The sequence below is a fragment of the Citromicrobium bathyomarinum genome (assembly GCF_038594485.1).
Classification (GTDB): domain Bacteria; phylum Pseudomonadota; class Alphaproteobacteria; order Sphingomonadales; family Sphingomonadaceae; genus Alteriqipengyuania; species Alteriqipengyuania bathyomarina_A.
Window position 1 is genome coordinate 871,005 of record NZ_JBCFZG010000004.1, and the last position, 15,895, is coordinate 886,899.

At 64.9% G+C, this 15,895-nt stretch carries 17 protein-coding genes; 14 read left to right on the plus strand and 3 right to left on the minus strand.

What is annotated here, in order from left to right; genetic code table 11:
- Positions 1-3 precede the first annotated feature (3 nt).
- Genes bchL through hemA form a run of 10 tightly spaced genes read left to right on the plus strand, consistent with a single transcriptional unit; the run spans position 4 to position 8,324 of the window.
- Positions 4-891, plus strand: a complete 888-nt coding sequence (bchL, locus tag AAG591_RS09715) for a ferredoxin:protochlorophyllide reductase (ATP-dependent) iron-sulfur ATP-binding protein (protein ID WP_342531258.1) — start codon at positions 4-6, stop codon at positions 889-891.
- The gene (gene bchM / locus AAG591_RS09720) at positions 891-1,610 is read left to right on the plus strand and encodes a magnesium protoporphyrin IX methyltransferase (protein WP_342531012.1); all 720 of its coding nucleotides are present in this window, start codon (positions 891-893) and stop codon (positions 1,608-1,610) included. The genes bchL and bchM overlap by 1 nt, the downstream gene beginning before the upstream one ends.
- A complete protein-coding gene (locus tag AAG591_RS09725) occupies positions 1,610-3,040 on the plus strand; it encodes a BCD family MFS transporter (RefSeq protein ID WP_342531014.1) in 1,431 nt (476 codons plus the stop codon). Before bchM ends, AAG591_RS09725 begins: the two co-directional genes overlap by 1 nt.
- Before the next feature lie 22 nt (positions 3,041-3,062).
- Complete coding sequence (gene puhA, locus AAG591_RS09730; RefSeq protein WP_342531016.1) at positions 3,063-3,836, plus strand: photosynthetic reaction center subunit H; 774 nt, start codon at positions 3,063-3,065, stop codon at positions 3,834-3,836.
- Complete coding sequence (gene puhB, locus AAG591_RS09735; protein WP_342531017.1) at positions 3,833-4,468, plus strand: photosynthetic complex putative assembly protein PuhB; 636 nt, start codon at positions 3,833-3,835, stop codon at positions 4,466-4,468. Before puhA ends, puhB begins: the two co-directional genes overlap by 4 nt.
- Positions 4,465-4,941: a photosynthetic complex assembly protein PuhC gene (puhC, locus tag AAG591_RS09740; RefSeq protein WP_342531018.1), complete on the plus strand. Its 477-nt coding sequence runs from the start codon at positions 4,465-4,467 to the stop codon at positions 4,939-4,941. Before puhB ends, puhC begins: the two co-directional genes overlap by 4 nt.
- Positions 4,941-5,228: a hypothetical protein gene (locus AAG591_RS09745; protein WP_342531019.1), complete on the plus strand. Its 288-nt coding sequence runs from the start codon at positions 4,941-4,943 to the stop codon at positions 5,226-5,228. The genes puhC and AAG591_RS09745 overlap by 1 nt, the downstream gene beginning before the upstream one ends.
- On the plus strand, positions 5,225-6,286 hold the full coding sequence (gene acsF / locus AAG591_RS09750; protein ID WP_342531020.1) for a magnesium-protoporphyrin IX monomethyl ester (oxidative) cyclase: 1,062 nt from the start codon (positions 5,225-5,227) through the stop codon (positions 6,284-6,286). Before AAG591_RS09745 ends, acsF begins: the two co-directional genes overlap by 4 nt.
- Entirely contained in the window at positions 6,280-7,080 is an 801-nt protein-coding gene (gene puhE, locus AAG591_RS09755; RefSeq protein ID WP_342531022.1) for a putative photosynthetic complex assembly protein PuhE, read from the plus strand. The genes acsF and puhE overlap by 7 nt, the downstream gene beginning before the upstream one ends.
- Before the next feature lie 23 nt (positions 7,081-7,103).
- Positions 7,104-8,324, plus strand: a complete 1,221-nt coding sequence (gene hemA, locus AAG591_RS09760; RefSeq protein WP_342531023.1) for a 5-aminolevulinate synthase — start codon at positions 7,104-7,106, stop codon at positions 8,322-8,324.
- 118 nt (positions 8,325-8,442) lie between these two features.
- Here the strand turns inward: hemA and AAG591_RS09765 are convergent, their stop codons facing one another.
- From AAG591_RS09765 to AAG591_RS09775, 3 genes are all read right to left on the minus strand, one after another.
- On the minus strand, positions 8,443-8,934 hold the full coding sequence (locus AAG591_RS09765; RefSeq protein WP_342531024.1) for a c-type cytochrome: 492 nt from the start codon (positions 8,932-8,934) through the stop codon (positions 8,443-8,445).
- 41 nt (positions 8,935-8,975) lie between these two features.
- Positions 8,976-10,301 carry a DUF3422 family protein gene (locus tag AAG591_RS09770; protein ID WP_342531025.1) on the minus strand — a complete coding sequence of 442 codons (1,326 nt, stop codon included), beginning with the start codon at positions 10,299-10,301 and terminating at the stop codon, positions 8,976-8,978.
- Between the two features lie 124 nt (positions 10,302-10,425).
- On the minus strand, positions 10,426-11,856 hold the full coding sequence (locus AAG591_RS09775) for an NAD-dependent succinate-semialdehyde dehydrogenase (RefSeq protein WP_342531026.1): 1,431 nt from the start codon (positions 11,854-11,856) through the stop codon (positions 10,426-10,428).
- Positions 11,857-11,953: 97 nt separating this feature from the next.
- Here AAG591_RS09775 and AAG591_RS09780 point away from each other — a divergent pair, with 97 nt between their 5' ends.
- The 4 genes from AAG591_RS09780 to AAG591_RS09795 all read left to right on the plus strand — a co-directional run bounded on the left by AAG591_RS09780 (position 11,954) and on the right by AAG591_RS09795 (position 15,885).
- Positions 11,954-12,328: a hypothetical protein gene (locus tag AAG591_RS09780; protein WP_342531027.1), complete on the plus strand. Its 375-nt coding sequence runs from the start codon at positions 11,954-11,956 to the stop codon at positions 12,326-12,328.
- An 80-nt stretch (positions 12,329-12,408) separates the two neighbouring features.
- Complete coding sequence (locus AAG591_RS09785) at positions 12,409-13,080, plus strand: glutathione S-transferase family protein (protein WP_342531029.1); 672 nt, start codon at positions 12,409-12,411, stop codon at positions 13,078-13,080.
- Between the two features lie 51 nt (positions 13,081-13,131).
- Complete coding sequence (msrB, locus tag AAG591_RS09790; protein ID WP_342531031.1) at positions 13,132-13,548, plus strand: peptide-methionine (R)-S-oxide reductase MsrB; 417 nt, start codon at positions 13,132-13,134, stop codon at positions 13,546-13,548.
- Between the two features lie 180 nt (positions 13,549-13,728).
- A complete protein-coding gene (locus AAG591_RS09795) occupies positions 13,729-15,885 on the plus strand; it encodes a transglycosylase domain-containing protein (protein WP_425341658.1) in 2,157 nt (718 codons plus the stop codon).
- Positions 15,886-15,895: the final 10 nt, after the last annotated feature.

Sequence of the window (15,895 nt, forward strand, 5' to 3'; positions counted from 1 at the left end):
ATGATGCTAGACGCCGCCACACAGGCTCCGCCAGACGGCGACGGCTCCGTCCAGGTCCAGCTCGACCCGAGCGACAGGATCAAGGGCGCGAAGGTTTTTGCCGTCTACGGCAAGGGCGGGATCGGCAAGTCGACCACCTCGTCGAACCTCTCTGCCGCGTTCAGCAAGCTTGGCCACCGGGTGCTGCAGATCGGTTGCGATCCCAAGCACGACAGCACCTTCACGCTGACCAAGAAGCTGATGCCGACGGTGATCGATGCGCTGGAGCAGGTCGAGTTCCACAGCGAGGAACTGCGGACTGAGGACTTCATGTTCGAAGGCTATAACGGCGTGATGTGCGTCGAGGCGGGCGGGCCGCCTGCGGGCACCGGCTGCGGTGGCTATGTCGTCGGTCAGACGGTCAAACTGCTCAAACAGCACCATCTGCTGGAAGATACCGATGTGGTGATCTTCGACGTGCTGGGCGACGTGGTGTGCGGCGGGTTCGCCGCGCCGCTGCAACATGCCGAGCGCGCGCTGGTGGTCGCCGCAAACGATTTCGACTCGATCTTCGCAATGAACCGGATCGTCGCGGCGATTGGCGCAAAAGCGAAGAACTACGATGTACGGCTGGCGGGCGTGGTCGCCAATCGCAGCCGCGAGACCGACGAGATCGACCGCTTCTGCGACGAGATCGGGATGCAGCGGCTAGCGCATTTCCAGGACCTCGACGCGATCCGCCGCAGCCGTCTGAAGAAGTGCACTCTGTTCGAAATGGACGACAGCCCCGAAGTGCTCGCCGCGCAGGCCGAGTACCTGCGGCTGGCGCAGTTGCTGTGGGACGGGGTCGATCCGCAGGAGGCGACCGCGATGAAGGACCGCGACATCTTCGATTTTCTGGGGTTCGAATAATGGCCAGTCAGGCAATTCAACAGGGTGGGGCCACCCCCTACGATCTCAACCGCGACAGGCTGGCGACCTATTTCGACAGCACCGCGCAGAAGGCGTGGATCGACCTGACGTCGGATGCGCCGGTCAGCGGGATTCGCGCGACCGTGCGGGCTGGGCGCGATGCGATGCGCCAGACTCTGCTATCCTGGTTGCCGCAGGACCTGCGCCGTACACGCGTGCTCGATGCCGGATGCGGCACCGGAGCTTTCAGCGTTGAGGCAGCCTATCGGGGTGCGGAAGTCACCGGCGTGGATGTCGCCGCAGGGCTGGTTGAGGTGGCGCGGAAGCGCGAACCTTCGTTCATCGGACATGGCCGGATCGCGTGGCGCTCCGGCGACATGCTCGACCCTGCGCTGGGCGAGTTCGCGCATGTCGTCGCGATGGATTCGCTGATCCACTACCGCGAGGCGGATCTGGTTGCGGCGCTGGCGCAGCTGGGCGAGCGCACTTCGCATTCGATGCTGTTCACTTTCGTGCCGCGCACGCCGCTGCTGTTCGCGATGTATCAGGCGGGCAAGCTGTTCCCGCGCAGCGATCGCTCGCCTCGGCTGGTGCCGCTCGGCGAAGATCGGCTGTGCGCGCGTCTTGCCGGTGACCTGCCCGACTGGCGCGTTGCCCGCAGCGAGCGCGTCTCCAGCGGGTTCTACATCAGCCACGCGATCGAGCTGGTGCGCCGCTGATGAGCGAACGCCCGCCCTTGTCTGCCCGGTGGATGCAGGTCGCCACGGCATGGCTGCCCTTCGCCGATGCGGCGAGTGCGGAGCTACCGCTGTCGCGTCTGCTGCGGCTGGCGCTGTTTCAGGTGAGCGTGGGGATGGCGGCGGTGCTGCTGACCGGCACGCTCAACCGGGTGATGATCGTCGAGCTGTCGATCCCCGCCGGACTGGTCGCCACGATCATCGCGATCCCGCTGTTGGCGGCGCCTCTACGCGCGCTGATCGGCCACAAGTCGGACACGCACCGCTCGGTCCTCGGCTGGCGGCGTGTGCCCTATATCTGGTTCGGCACCATGATGCAGTTCGGCGGGCTGTCGATCATGCCCTTCGCGCTGCTGCTGCTGTCCGGTCCCGATCACGCCGCGCTTGGCATCGCGATCAGTGCCTTTGCCTTTCTGCTAACCGGGCTGGGGCTGCATACCACGCAGACCGCCGGGCTGGCGCTGGCGACCGATCTTGCCTGCGAAGACAAGCGCCCGCGCGCGGTTGCGCTGCTCTATGTGATGCTGCTGGCGGGCACGATGCTGGCCGCGCTGGTGATCGGATCGCTGCTGGTCGATTTCTCGCCCACCCGGCTGGTGCAGGTGATTCAGGGTGCGGCAGCGCTGACTCTGGTTCTCAACATCGTCGCGCTGTGGAAGCAGGAGCCGCGCGGCTCGTCGCGCACGGCATCCGACCCCGAAGGGCCCAGCTTCATTACGTTGTGGCGCGCCTTCGTGGCCGAAGAACGTACCGCTCGCCTGCTGGCCGCGATCGGTATCGGCGCGGCTGCCTTCTCGATGCAGGACGCGCTGCTGGAGCCTTACGGCGGAGAGATCCTGGGCCTCTCGGTGGGCAGCACGACGATGCTGACCGGCGCGTGGGCCGGAGGAGCGCTGACCGGTTTCTGCCTTGCCGGGCGCAGCCTGTCGCACGGTGGCGACCCGCTGCGGCTTGCCGGGGCAGGCCTCGTCGCCGGGATCACCGCTTTCCTGCTGGTGCTGTTCGCCGCGCCTTTCGCATCCGTCCTGCTGCTGTTCGCCGGGGCCTTTGCGATCGGCCTCGGCCTCGGCCTGTTTTCGGTCGGCACGCTGACCGAAACGATGGTCCGCGCGCGGGGTGAGGGGGCAGGGCTGGCGCTGGGCGCATGGGGCGCGGTGCAGGCGAGCTGCGCTGGCGTTGCCATCGCCATCGGTGGCGGCTTGCGCGACGCATTGTCGCATACTGCATCGTCGGGAGGGCTGTCGGGCGCGCTCAACACCCCTGCGGCCGGGTATTCCGGCGTCTACATTATCGAAATCGTTCTCTTGCTGGCTGCGCTCGTGGCGCTCGGCCCGCTCGTCGCGCGTCGTCGGGATTTCGGCGGTACGCAGCCCCTCGCTGGTTCCTTCGGACTGCGCGAGTTCCCGACATGACCGCCACGCAAGGAGAGCGCAAATGATCGATTCACATATCGTGGGTTCGCTCGATATCACCCAGCTGGTGTTCTTCGCCTTCGTGCTGTTTTTCGTCGGCCTGATTTTCTACCTGCGCCGCGAAGACCGGCGCGAAGGCTATCCGCTGGAAGACGAGGCGACCGGTCTGGTCGAAAGCTTCGGCGGGCCGCTCAGCCGGGCGACTCCAAAGACGTTCAGGCTGCCGCACGGGCATGGCGCGTCCACTCCGGAAAACGGTGCCCGTGAGCGTGTCGATCTTCCCGCCAGGCGCTCATTCGGCGCCAGTGGCGCACCCTACGTGCCGACCGGCGATCCGCTGCTCGATGGAATTGGCCCGGCCTCATGGGCCAACCGAAAGAACGTGCCCGATGTCACCGCACGCGGCGAACCGAGGATCGTTCCGCTGAGCCTGGAGGCAGAGATCACCATCGCTACGCGCGATCCCAACCCGATCGGGATGACGGTACTCGGGGCCGATGGCGAAGTTGCCGGCACGGTGAGCGAAGTCTGGATCGACCGGTCGGAGCACGTCATCCGCTATCTGGCGATCACCACGCCGGGCGGTATCAACGTGCTCGCGCCGATGCCCATGGCGCTGGTCAACAAGCGGCGCGGGACCATCACTATCGACGCGCTGCTGGCCGCCCAGTTCGCTGGCGCTCCGACACCCGCCGCGCCCGACCGGATCACCTTCTACGAGGAAGAACGGATCGTCGCCTATTTCGGCGGCGGCTATCTCTATGCAACGCCTGACAGACAGGAGCCCCTGCTATGAGCGATGGCAAGGGCCCCGTACTGAGCGCCTCGCAGGTCGAGACCTTGTGGCGCCCGCAGGCCGACGAGGCGGTGCTGTGGCAGGGTGCGCCCGATACTATGGTGCTCGCGCGCACGGCGTTTCGGACCCCTGTCATTGCCGGGTATTTCGCGCTGCTTGCGGCGATCGCTGTCCTGTTCGGCGGAGGCCTGGGCGGTGCCGCGCTGACCCTGCTCGCAGGGGCGGCGGTTATGGCGATCCTCTACACCATCGCTTTCACATCGGCGCGCACGACGCGCTATATCCTCACCGATCGACGCGTGATCCTGCATGTCGGTATGGCGATAGAGAAGACGATCAACCTGCCGCTGGCCAAGATCGGTGCGGCGGATCTGGCCGATCGTGGGCGCGGCTATGGCGAGATTGCGCTGGACGTGGAGGGCGAGCATTCGCTCGGCTATCTGCTGCTGTGGCCGCACGCGCGCCCTTGGCGCTTCAGCCATCCGCAACCGATGATGCGCGGGCTTGCCGATGCAGCGGCCGTGGCCGAACGCCTGGCAGAGGCGGTGGCTGCGCACCAGCGGATCGAACGACCCGATGCCATACCCGCCCCGACAGCGCCGACGCCGGCTATCGAGGGCGCGCTGGCATGAGCCTCCACCACGACCATACCGAGCCCTCGCCTAAGGCACCCCTGATCGCGCTGGCGGCGGTGGCGGGACTGTCCCTTGCGCTGGCGTCCTCGGTCAGCTTCGGGCTGGTCGGGCGCGACGCCGTGCCCGAGCTTTCGCGGACGGCTGCAGGGACGCAGATGGCTAGCAGCCGGAGCCTGCATTTCCGCGATGCTTCCGACGGCGGCGTGGAGGTGTTCGACGCTTCGACAGGTGCGCAAATCACTACGGTCGCGCCGGGCACTGGCGGTTTCATCCGTTCGACCATGCGAGGCCTTGCGCATGTGCGCCAGCGGGAAGGGCTGGATGCCGAGACGCCGTTCGAGCTCATCCTCTGGGACGATGGCGGGCTGACGCTAACCGATCCTGCGACGGGCGAAACGCGCGAACTGGGGGCCTTCGGAAGGGATAACCGCGCCGCCTTTGCCGCGCTGCTGGACGGGGAGGCCGCCTGATGGCCAGCCGTACCTTCGACATTCCCTGCCGCATTCTGGTCGAGCAAAGCTCCGAGCATTTCCACGCGCATGTCGAACTGCCCGATACGGTCGCGATGGAGGCGGGCGACAAGGTCCGCGTTCATGGCGCCCCTATCTCCATCCCCTTTGGCAGCCGCGAAACCTTCGAACGCACCGCCACCGTGACCCGCGCGGGGCCCGTCAGACGCAGCCTCACCCGTCTCGCCGCCTATTTCGACCTGACCGAACTCTACGAAGTCAGCTTCAACGCCGGGAGGATCAAATGAACGCCTACAAGCCGATGACCAGCGAAGAGGCGATGGCGCTGGCGACGCAGGATACGATGCTGACCCCGCGTTTCTACACCACCGATTTCGACGCGCTCGATGCGATCGACGTCTCGCCGGTGCGCGAAGAGTGGGACGCGCTGATCGAGGAAATGATCGGCGATCCCAACAAGACGCATTTCAAGCATAACGAGAGCTTCACCGGCGTAATCGAGAACCTGCCGCCAGCGCTGCGCAAGGAATTCACCGACTTCCTCGTCAGCTCGATGACCTCCGAATTTTCCGGCTGCGTGCTCTATGCAGAGATCGCGAAGCGGACGAAGAACCCGGATGTGAAGCAGCTGTTCAAGCTGCTCGCCCGCGACGAGAGCCGCCATGCAGGCTTCATCAACGAGAGCCTGAAGGATGCCGGGATCGGCGTCAATCTGGGCTTCCTGACGAAGACCAAGAAATACACCTTCTTCAAACCGAAGTTCATTTTCTACGCCGTCTATCTGTCGGAAAAGATCGGCTACGCGCGCTACATCACGATCTACCGCCACCTCGCCGCGAACCCGCAGCACAAGTTCCACCCGATCTTCGACTGGTTCGAAGAGTGGTGTAACGACGAGTTCCGCCATGGCGAGGCGTTCGCGATGCTGCTGCGCTCCGACCCCAAGCTGCTGCAGGGCCGCAACAAGCTCTGGATCCGCTTCTTCCTGCTGTCGGTCTACGCCACGATGTTCGTGCGCGATCACAACCGCCCGGTGTTCCACGAAGCGCTCGGCGTCGATCCGACCGAGTATGATTACGAGGTATTTTCGGTCTGCAACCAGATCGCCCGGCAGGTCTTTCCGGTCGAACTCGAAACCGACGATCCAGCGTTCCGCGCGAAAATGAGCCGCCTGCGTAGCGCTGCCGACAGGATCGACGCGGGCAAGGCGCAGGGCGGCCTTGGCGGCTTGCTGAAGCGCGCCAGCGGCGTGGCAGGCGCGGGCGTGGCTTTTGCGAGCATGTATTTCCACCGCACCCGCACCAACAAACTGCCGCAGAGCGTCAGGCTGCAACCGGCATGGTAAGCTTTACCGGCCATGTCCTGCCGGTGCTGGCGACCATCGCGGTGTGGTTCTTCGCCACCGGGCTGATTGCCTGGGCGGCGAACCGTGCGCGCGCTACCTTTGCGCGTAGTCTGTTGATCGCGGGGGTCACGGGTGCAGCCGGGTTGGTGGCGGTTGTCGTCTCGCTGCCGATGGAAGGCGCGAACGGAGCGATGCTGGGCTTTGCCGGCGCGCTGGCGATCTGGGGCTGGCACGAACTGGCTTTCCTGACCGGCGGCGTCACCGGCCCGCGCCGCGATCCCTGTCCTGAGGGCGCAGGGCAGATGGCGCGTTTCCGGTTCGCCACCGGAGCCGTGATTCACCACGAAATCGCGCTCGCGGCGACCGGCATGATCATGATCGCGCTTTCCTGGGGCCAACCCAACCCGATCGGTGCACAGGTCTTCGCCCTGCTGTTCGCGTTGCGGCTGCTGGCCAAGCTCAACCTGTTTGCGGGTGTGCCCAACGCGAGCACCGATATCCTGCCGCGTCACTTGTCCTATCTGACCAGCTATTTCGGCCCCAACCGGTTCCTGCCGCTGCTGGGCGTGAGCATCGCAGCGACGATTGCGCTGGCCGCATGGCTCGGCGTGGAGGCGGCTCTTGCCGCGCCCGACGCGGATGCCGTCGCGGGCAGCCTGCTGTTCGCGCTCGCGGCGCTTGGCGCGCTCGAACACCTGTTTTTTGCCCTTCCGTTGCGCGATGGTGCATTGTGGGGATGGGCTATTGCCGCGCGCGACAAGCGGGCGCACGTGAACACGATGAGGGGGCTATGATGAACGAGACGGAGAATTCCCCGATGGACTACGAAACCTTCTTCGCCAGCCAGCTCGACGCGGTTCGCGCGGAGGGGCGCTATCGCGTCTTTACCGACATCAAGCGCCATCGTGGCAATTTCCCGCAGGCGACCCGTTTTCTTGACGAGGACACGCAGCCGGTCACCGTGTGGTGTTCGAACGACTACCTCGGCATGGGCCAGCATCCGATGGTGGTCGATGCGATGCACGCCGCGCTCGACGAATGCGGCGCGGGCGCGGGCGGTACGCGCAATATCTCGGGCACCAATCATTATCATGTCGAACTCGAGCGCGAGCTGGCGGACCTGCACGGCAAGGAAGCCGCGCTGCTGTTCACCAGCGGATACGTGTCCAATTGGGCCGCGCTCGGCACGCTGGCGAGCCGCATTCCGGGCTGCGTGGTGTTTTCCGACGCGCTCAACCACGCCTCGATGATCGAGGGCATCCGCGCCTCGCGCGCGCCATACAAGGTCTGGAAGCACAACGATCCGGAAGATCTGGACCGGATGCTGTCCGACTACGGGCCGGACGTGCCCAAGCTGGTCGCGTTCGAAAGCGTCTATTCGATGGATGGCGACATCGCGCCGATCGCGGAGATTCTCGACGTGTGCGAACGCCACGGCGCGATGAGCTATATCGACGAGGTGCACGCGGTCGGCCTTTACGGCCCGCGCGGCGGCGGGATTGCCGAGCGTGAAGGGCTGATGGACCGGATCACCGTGATCGAAGGGACGCTGGGCAAGGCATTCGGCGTGATGGGTGGCTATATCGCCGCCTCCGCCGATCTGGTCGATTACGTCCGCACCTTCGCCAGCGGGTTCATCTTCTCGACCGCGCTGCCGCCGGCGGTAGCGGCGGGTGCGGCGGCGAGCATCCGCCACCTCAAAGAAAGCGATCGCGAACGTACGCTGCACCAGGAACGCGTGGCCGAGGTACGGCGCAAGCTCGACGCGATGGGCATCCCGCACCTTCCCAACCCGAGCCACATCATCCCGGTGATGGTCGGCGATGCGAAGAAGTGCAAAATGATCAGCGACTGGCTGATGGACAATCACGGTATCTACGTGCAGCCGATCAACTACCCGACCGTGCCCGTGGGCACCGAAAGGCTGCGGATCACGCCCTCTCCGGTGCACACCGATGGCGATACAGGGCGGCTGATCGACGCGCTGAGCGAAATCTGGTCGCAGTGCGAACTGGCGCGGATGGACGCGGTGGCGTGACGCCCGTTTCCTGACATACCGGGAAGAGGGCGCGGTCTCGCATCGTCGCTCTACGCCAGACAAGAAAAAGGCGCCGCCGCTTTCGCGACAGCGCCTTTTCAAGCATCGGCGATGCGGATCAGGACTGCGTTTGCAGGTACGCGATCACGTTGGCGCGATCCTGCGGGTCCTTCAGGCCGGGGAAGGCCATCTTGGTGCCGGGAATCGTGGCCTGGGGATCGGCGAGGTAAACGTACAGTTCCTCGGGCGTCCAGGTAATGCCGCTGTTCTTGTTCGCGTCCGAATAGGAATAGCCTTCCACCGAACCCGAATGGCGCCCGACGACGCCATGCAGCGTGGGGCCGACCTTGTTCACGCCCGCGTCGACGCTGTGACAGGTCATGCACTTGGCAAACACCTTCTTGCCCGCCTCGGCATCGCCGGTGAGGCTGGCAAACTCGACGGTCGGAGTCGGGGCTTCGGTAACAGCGGCAGCGGTTTCGGTCGCAGCAGGTGCTGCGGCGGTCGTTTCAGGAGTGGCAGGCTCCTCGTCCGCGCGGCTGTTGCAGCCGGCCGTCAGCATGAGACAAGCAAGAGCGGATCCGCCAATAAAAGCCTGAATCTTCTTCATTTCGTCTTCTCCTCACCCAAAAGTCCATTACCCCGCAGATGCTATAGACCCTTTTTATGGTCGATCATAGCGCGCGCTGCTTGCCCCTTGCCAGAACGGTGGACGGCAGTTTCGGTTTCCCGAATAAACCGGTGGCGAATACGCGAGACCAGCAGGAAGATCGTCAGGATCACCAGCGGCGCGGCCAGCGCGATGATTATGTCGACGACGTGATCTTCTTTGCCGAAAGCATCGACGCCCTTGGCCACATAAGCGATCAGCGCGACCGCGTAGTAGCTTGCGGCGATTACGGAGAGGGCCTCGACCAGGTTCTGCAGCCGCAGCTGGAGGTTGAAGCTGCTTTCCATCGACCGCAGCAATTCGAGGTTCTGCGCCTTGATCCGCGTATCGATGCGCGTGTTGAGCAGCGCGATCGCATCGCCGCTGCGCTCCGAAAGCCTGCGCAGACGGTTGGTGAAGGTCTCGATCGTGCGGGTGGCGGGGACCAGTCGCCGCTCGGGGAAATCGGTCAGGCTCTGGAAGCCGTCGATCGGCCGCACGTCCAGCGCGTCGAGACGGTCGGCGGCGATCTGCGCGTAGGCCTGGCTTGCGCTGGTGCGATAGCTGTTTTCCGAGCGTAACCGCGCGAGTTCGGCGGAGACCTTGGAAAGATCGCGCAGCAAATCCTCGTCGTCACGCTCGGCATCGTCATCGGCGAGAGCTTGCGCATGCTTTGCGAGACGGGCTTCGAGCGCGTTGAGCTCGGGCATCAGACGCTGCACCGGCGGCAGCCCGAAAAGTGCGAGATTGCGGTAGTTTCCCAGTTCCTGGAGGCGCTGGACGATCCGCCCGAGATCGTCGGGCTGCCGATCCTGCGCAGCGACCAGCAGCCTTCCGTAACCGTCTTCCCGAATGCGAAAATCCGACCATACGCGAACGCCGCCGCACACGTGGCAGGAAACGAGATCGGCGGTCTCGAATCCCATGCCGGGCAGCAATTGCTCTGCATTCGACTCGCTTCCAACAACGAAGAGTTTCGTCGCGCGCAGCACGGCACCGGGCCATCCGCCGAGCCACTCGAGCAGCGGGATCATGCCTTCGCTGTTGGTTTCGGAAGAGATTAGCGTGATCGTGGTGGCTTCGGTCTGCCGTTCCCACAGCATGGTCACGTCGCCCGGGAATTCGAACACCGCGTGCCGGGTTTCGTGCTTGGACGAGAGCGGCGTCAGGGGAGGGGAGGAGAGCAGGGCCTGCTCCGCCTCGCGTTGGTCTTCCCCGATAAGGAAAACCATCTGGACCAGGCGGGATGGAGCATCGACCGGGGCAAAGCGCCGCAAGTGCATCTCGTGCACCAGTTCACGCCGCAAGGGGTGCTCCGTGAAGGCCATGGCGTGCAATACACCATTTGGCGGATGTCAGGAAGATGCGTGCGCGGCCGGAAGCCGACGTCGGTTAAAGGGAAATTGAAAAGCGGGCGGCGGACCCCCCGGTCACGCCGCCCGCATCGCCGGATCAGCTTTCGTGGATGGTCTTGGGCACCATGCAGTGCATCACGCCTTCTGCGCCGTCTTCACGTCCGAAGCCGGACCACTTCACGCCGCCGAATGGCGCATCGGGTGCGCTCACGTTGGCGCCGTTGATGGCCAGCATCCCGGCCTCGACATCGGCGGCGAGGCGGCCGCGCAGCTTGGGATCATTGGTCCAGGCATAGGCGGCGAGGCCATAGGGCAGGCGGTTCGCCTCTTCGATCATCGCATCGGCGTTCGCCATCGGATTGACGATCGCGACAGGTCCGAAGGGCTCTTCGTTCATGATCTCGGCATTGGTGGGCACTTCGCTGAGCACGGTCGGCTCGAAGAAGAATCCCTGGTTGCCGATCCGGTCGCCGCCGGTTTCCAGCTTGCCGCCCTTGTCCTTGGCATCGGCGATCTTCTTGGCGAGGCCTTGCGGGCCGCGCTCGTTCGCCATCGGACCCATCTGGGTGCCGTCCTCGGTCCCGTTGCCGACCTTGATCGCCTTGGCGCGCTCCACGAAGCCGTCGCGGAAGGCGGGGAAGATGTCTTCCTCGATCAGGAAGCGGGTGGGGCTGACGCACACCTGGCCCGCGTTGCGGTACTTCGCGCCGACCATGGTATCGAGCACCTTCTCGACGTCGCTATCCTTGAACACCATCACCGGCGCGTGACCGCCCAGTTCCATGGTGGTCACCTTCAGGTCGTCGGCGGCCAGCTTGACCAGGTGCTTGCCCACGGCGGATGAGCCGGTGAAGGTCACCTTGCGGATGATCGGCGAGCCGAGCAGGTGGCGGCTGACTTCGTCCGGCACGCCGAACACGACCTGGCACACATCGCCCGGCACCCCGCCATCGAGCAGGCACTGAACCAGCGCGAGGCCCGCTGCGGGCGTTTCCTCGGACGGCTTGACGATGACCGAGCAGCCCGCCGCGATCGCGCCGCCGATCTTGCGGGCGACGTTGATTGCGGGGAAGTTCCACGCGGCGAACCCGGCGACGGGGCCGACCGGCACGTAGATTACGCGCGCGCTCTGGCCTTCGGGGCGGACCAGCGATCGGCCGTAGGTGCGCTTCGCTTCGCCTGCGTAGAATTCGAACAGCATAGCGCAGTAAATCACTTCGCCGATCGCTTCCTTGATCGGCTTGCCCTGTTCGCGGGTCAGCAGCATGCCGATGTCTTTCGCGCGTTCGCGGATCAGCTGCGCGGCCTTGTTGAGCGCGGCGGCGCGCTTGTCGGCGCTTTCCTTGCGCCACGCATGGAAGCCCCTGTCCGCATTGGCGAGCGCGGTGTCGAGATCGTCGGTGGTTGCGTGCGGCAGCGAACCGAGCACTTCGGCGGTTGCCGGATCGATCACGTCCTGCGTGTCGCGGCTGCCGCCGGAAAGCTTTTCGCCGCCGATCAGGAGATGGAGGGAGGAATGGTCGGACATAAAATTAGGCTCCTGTTGGCAACGGTTCGTCTTGTTTTCGCGCCATCGCCCAGAAAGGGGCAGCGCGTTTGCTGGACCTCAGGTATAGTCGCCGACCATGATCGCCAACCTCCTGACTCTCGTTTTTCTCGTTTCCCAGCCCGTCGCGGACACAGCCGAGCCCGTCGAAGCGGAAACGGCCATGCCGCTGAATGCTGCGCAGCAGGGCGCGCTTCGCTGCTCTGCGGCCTTTGCCCTGGTTGCTGAAAAGCAGAAGCAGGGCGATCCAGCCGCGCTCGAGTACCCGCCGCTGGGCGAGCGCGGACGGGAGTTCTTCGTCCGCTCAGGCGCGCAGCTGATGGATCAGGCCGGGATGACGCGCGAGACGCTGGCTGCGCACCTGCGCCGGGAAGTTGACGCAATCCGGGCGGACGGTTCGCTTGAACAGATCATGCCGCCCTGCCTGCTCCTGCTGGACGCTTCGGGGCTCTAGCGCACACACGACACCGGCAGGCGAATAAGCCGCGCCAAGCATCTGGATTTGCGAACGCGAATGCTCCATCTGGGGCGCGCATGTGGACCATCCACCAATTCCCCCTCTGCCCGTTCAGCCGCAAGGTACGCATCCTGCTGCGCGAAAAGGGCGTGCCCTTCGGCCTCCAGCGGATCGATCCGTGGAAGGCCGATGACGACTTCTTCGACATGAACCATGCAGGCCGCGTGCCGGTGGTCGAGGAGACCGAGAAGGGCATCGTGCTGAGCGATTCGACCGCGATCTGCGAATTCTTCGAAGAGACGGTCGACCGTGCGCCGATGATCAACGGGTCGGCACTCGCCCGCGCCGAGATTCGCCGATTGGTCGCGCTGTTCGAGGAAAACCTTTTCGGCGACGTCACCATGCCGCTGCTGCACGAGCGGATGCAGAAGCGACTGGTACTGCGCCAGCCGCCCGACTCGCGGATCATCCGCGAAGCGATGAAGCTGGCGCACGCGCATCTCGATTATCTCGACTGGCTGCTCGATCACCGGGCATGGCTGGCCGGGCCGCAGATGAGCCTGGCAGACATCACTGCCGCCGCGCAGCTATCGGTCGCCGACTACCTGGGCGGGATAGACTGGAAGGATCACGGGCCGACGCGCGACTGGTATTCGGCCTTCAAGAGCAGGCCCAGCTTTGGCCCTTTGTTGAGTGAGCGGATGGATGTGATCCAGCCGCCGGCGCATTATAACCAGCTGGACGACTGACGCGGAACGCACCCGTTCCCCGCCCATAGTAGTGGCGAAAGGAATTTTCCGATGACCGACAAGCTGACTCTGACCGAAGACCAGTGGCGCGAACGCCTGACGCGCGAACAGTTCGCCGTGCTGCGCGAGGCCGGCACCGAACGCGCCTTCAGCGGCGCCTACGACAAGCTGAAGGACGAGGGCGAATATTACTGCGCCGGGTGCGGCAACCTGGTGTTCCGCAGCAACGAGAAATACGACAGCGGTTCTGGCTGGCCGAGCTTCTATGCGCCCGCAGAGGACGATGCGGTCGAAACGCGCGAGGATACTTCGCACGGGATGACCCGCACCGAGGTATTGTGCGCCAACTGCGAAGGGCACCTCGGCCACCTTTTCCCTGATGGCCCGCGTCCTACCGGCTTGCGGTACTGCATCAACTCGGTTGCGCTGGAGTTCGAGGCTGCGGGCGATCCACCGGTCGGCAGCTGATCGCGAATTGCGGCAGAAAAATGTCTTCCATTCATTCGCCATTGAGCTTTGTGCCTGCATAGGCGAGATGCGACATTTCTGGTGCGTGTCGCGGCGCACCGCAGGCCGGAACAAGGCACCTAGATGGCACGGTACGTAACCACGCGCGGCGAGAACAAGCGTCGTTTTCCTGGCGCCGAGATGTGGGACAAGACGCCGCGCTGGCTCCGCCTGACGCTGATGTGGGTCTTCGGCCTCGCGCTGCTCGCGGTGATCTTCCTGTTTCTGGCTGTCGCTTTCGCCGCGCGCTCGCTCCCATCCTACGAAGAGCTCAAGGCAGCGCAGACCGCGCAGACCATCGTCGTGCGTGCAGCCGACGGCAGCGAGATTTTCGAGCTTGGGCCGAGTTACGGCGAGTGGCTCGATCAGGACCAAATCCCCGAGGAGATGAAGCAGGCGATGGTCGCGGTGGAGGATCGCCGCTTCTACTCGCACTTCGGGGTCGACATCTGGCGCACCGGCGGCGCGCTGATCGAAGGGCTCACCGGTTCGCGCGCGCGGGTCGGCGGCACTTCGACCATTACTCAGCAGCTGGCGCGCAACGTTTTCCTGAATTCCAACCGCACGCTCGACCGCAAGGTCCGCGAGGCGGTGCTGGCGATGGCGATCGAGATGAAGTTCGACAAGGAACAGATTCTCGAGCTGTATCTGAACAAGGTGTATTTCGGCGGAGGCGCCTACGGTGTCGATTCCGCCAGCCGCAAATTCTTCAGCCACCCTGCGACCGAGCTGAGCACCGCCGAAGCGGCGATCATCGCCGGGCTGGTCAAGGCGCCGAGCCGCTATTCGCCAACTGCGGATGTCGACGCCGCCGTGGGTCGCGCGCAGGTGGTGCTGCGGCTGATGCGCGAACAGGGGCTGATTACTGCCGAACAGGCGTCGGTCGATCCAACGGCGGTGAAGCTGAAGCAGGAGCCGGGTCAGAACTCGGTCCGCTACTTCACCGACTGGGCGCTGCCGCAACTCGATATCCTGCTGCCCAACACACTCGAACCGATCGAGGTGTGGACCACGATCGACACCGGGATGCAGCGCGCAGCGAGCGCGGCGGTAAAGGCGAATGCGCCCAAGGGCACGCAGGGTGCGCTCGTCTCGCTCGACCGCGACGGGGCGATCCGCGCACTGGTCGGCGGGACCGATTACGTGACCAGCAATTTCAACCGCGCGACCGTTGCACAGCGCCAACCGGGCTCTGCATGGAAGCTGTTCGTCTATCTCGCGGCGCTCGAATCCGGCTACCGCGTGGACGACAAGGTGGTCGATGCGCCGGTCACGATCGATGGCTGGAGCCCCAAGAACTACAATGGTCGCTACGCGGGCGAGATGACGGTGCGCCAAGCCTTTGCCTATTCGATCAACACGGTCGCTGCGCAGCTCGGCAACGAAGTCGGCTTCGGCACGGTCGCGTCGATGGCGCGGCGGTTTGGCATTACCTCACCCGTCTCCACCTATCCCTCGATGGTGCTGGGCAGCTCGGAGGTCCGCCTGCTCGACATGACGCGCGCCTTTGCTTCGGTTGCCGACGGGGGCATGGCTGTGGAACCCTATGGCATCGTCAAGGTGACGACCGCTTCGGGCGAGGTACTCTACCAGCACGAGAAGCCCCGCGACGTGCGGCTGGTGCCCGATTACGTGGCCACCCAGATGACCGACCTGCTGCAGGCCGCAGTCCAGACCGGCACCGGCAAGGCGGCGCAGATCGGGCGCCCGGTCGCGGGCAAAACGGGTACCACAAGTTCGAACAAGGACGGCTATTTCGTCGGCTTCTCCTCCGGGCTGACCACCGGCGTGTGGATGGGGCGCGACGATAACAAGGCGGTCTCCGGCCTGTCCGGCGGGGCCGCCCCGGCGAAGGCCTTTGCCGCATTCATGCGCTTCGCGGTGAAGGATCGCCCGATCGAACCATTCGATACGGATACCGACCTGCCCGACTGGCAGAGCGAACCGAACGAAGAGTTCAATTACGGCGACCCGGAAGATTACTATTTCATCGACGAACAGGGGAACCTGATCGAACCGGGTCGGGGTGCAGGCGAACCGGGCCCTTCGAGTGAAGCGGTGACCGAACAGCCGCGTTCGCAGCCCGGCGAAGGCGCCGATGGCGAACGACAGGCAGTCGATGACGATTTCCTCCGGCGTGCGATCGGCAGCGGCAATAGCGGAGGGCAGGCGACACGCCCACAGCCGCCGCAACAGCAGCCGCCTCCCACGCCGCTGCCGAGGCCCAGTCCGGCACAGCCGGCGGGCCGTGGAGAGGCACCCAATCTGCCTCCCTCGCAGCGACAGCAGAACCAGTAGGCAGCGCCAC

Bases quoted from the DNA above. Each gene is read 5' to 3' on its own strand.
- bchL (WP_342531258.1), top strand. From the start codon at position 4: ATGCTAGACGCCGCCACACAGGCTCCGCCAGACGGCGACGGCTCCGTC.
- bchM (WP_342531012.1), top strand. From the start codon at position 891: ATGGCCAGTCAGGCAATTCAACAGGGTGGGGCCACCCCCTACGATCTC.
- AAG591_RS09725 (WP_342531014.1), top strand. From the start codon at position 1,610: ATGAGCGAACGCCCGCCCTTGTCTGCCCGGTGGATGCAGGTCGCCACG.
- puhA (WP_342531016.1), top strand. From the start codon at position 3,063: ATGATCGATTCACATATCGTGGGTTCGCTCGATATCACCCAGCTGGTG.
- puhB (WP_342531017.1), top strand. From the start codon at position 3,833: ATGAGCGATGGCAAGGGCCCCGTACTGAGCGCCTCGCAGGTCGAGACC.
- puhC (WP_342531018.1), top strand. From the start codon at position 4,465: ATGAGCCTCCACCACGACCATACCGAGCCCTCGCCTAAGGCACCCCTG.
- AAG591_RS09745 (WP_342531019.1), top strand. From the start codon at position 4,941: ATGGCCAGCCGTACCTTCGACATTCCCTGCCGCATTCTGGTCGAGCAA.
- acsF (WP_342531020.1), top strand. From the start codon at position 5,225: ATGAACGCCTACAAGCCGATGACCAGCGAAGAGGCGATGGCGCTGGCG.
- puhE (WP_342531022.1), top strand. From the start codon at position 6,280: ATGGTAAGCTTTACCGGCCATGTCCTGCCGGTGCTGGCGACCATCGCG.
- hemA (WP_342531023.1), top strand. From the start codon at position 7,104: ATGGACTACGAAACCTTCTTCGCCAGCCAGCTCGACGCGGTTCGCGCG.
- AAG591_RS09765 (WP_342531024.1), bottom strand. From the start codon at position 8,934: ATGAAGAAGATTCAGGCTTTTATTGGCGGATCCGCTCTTGCTTGTCTC.
- AAG591_RS09770 (WP_342531025.1), bottom strand. From the start codon at position 10,301: ATGGCCTTCACGGAGCACCCCTTGCGGCGTGAACTGGTGCACGAGATG.
- AAG591_RS09775 (WP_342531026.1), bottom strand. From the start codon at position 11,856: ATGTCCGACCATTCCTCCCTCCATCTCCTGATCGGCGGCGAAAAGCTT.
- AAG591_RS09780 (WP_342531027.1), top strand. From the start codon at position 11,954: ATGATCGCCAACCTCCTGACTCTCGTTTTTCTCGTTTCCCAGCCCGTC.
- AAG591_RS09785 (WP_342531029.1), top strand. From the start codon at position 12,409: ATGTGGACCATCCACCAATTCCCCCTCTGCCCGTTCAGCCGCAAGGTA.
- msrB (WP_342531031.1), top strand. From the start codon at position 13,132: ATGACCGACAAGCTGACTCTGACCGAAGACCAGTGGCGCGAACGCCTG.
- AAG591_RS09795 (WP_425341658.1), top strand. From the start codon at position 13,729: ATGTGGGACAAGACGCCGCGCTGGCTCCGCCTGACGCTGATGTGGGTC.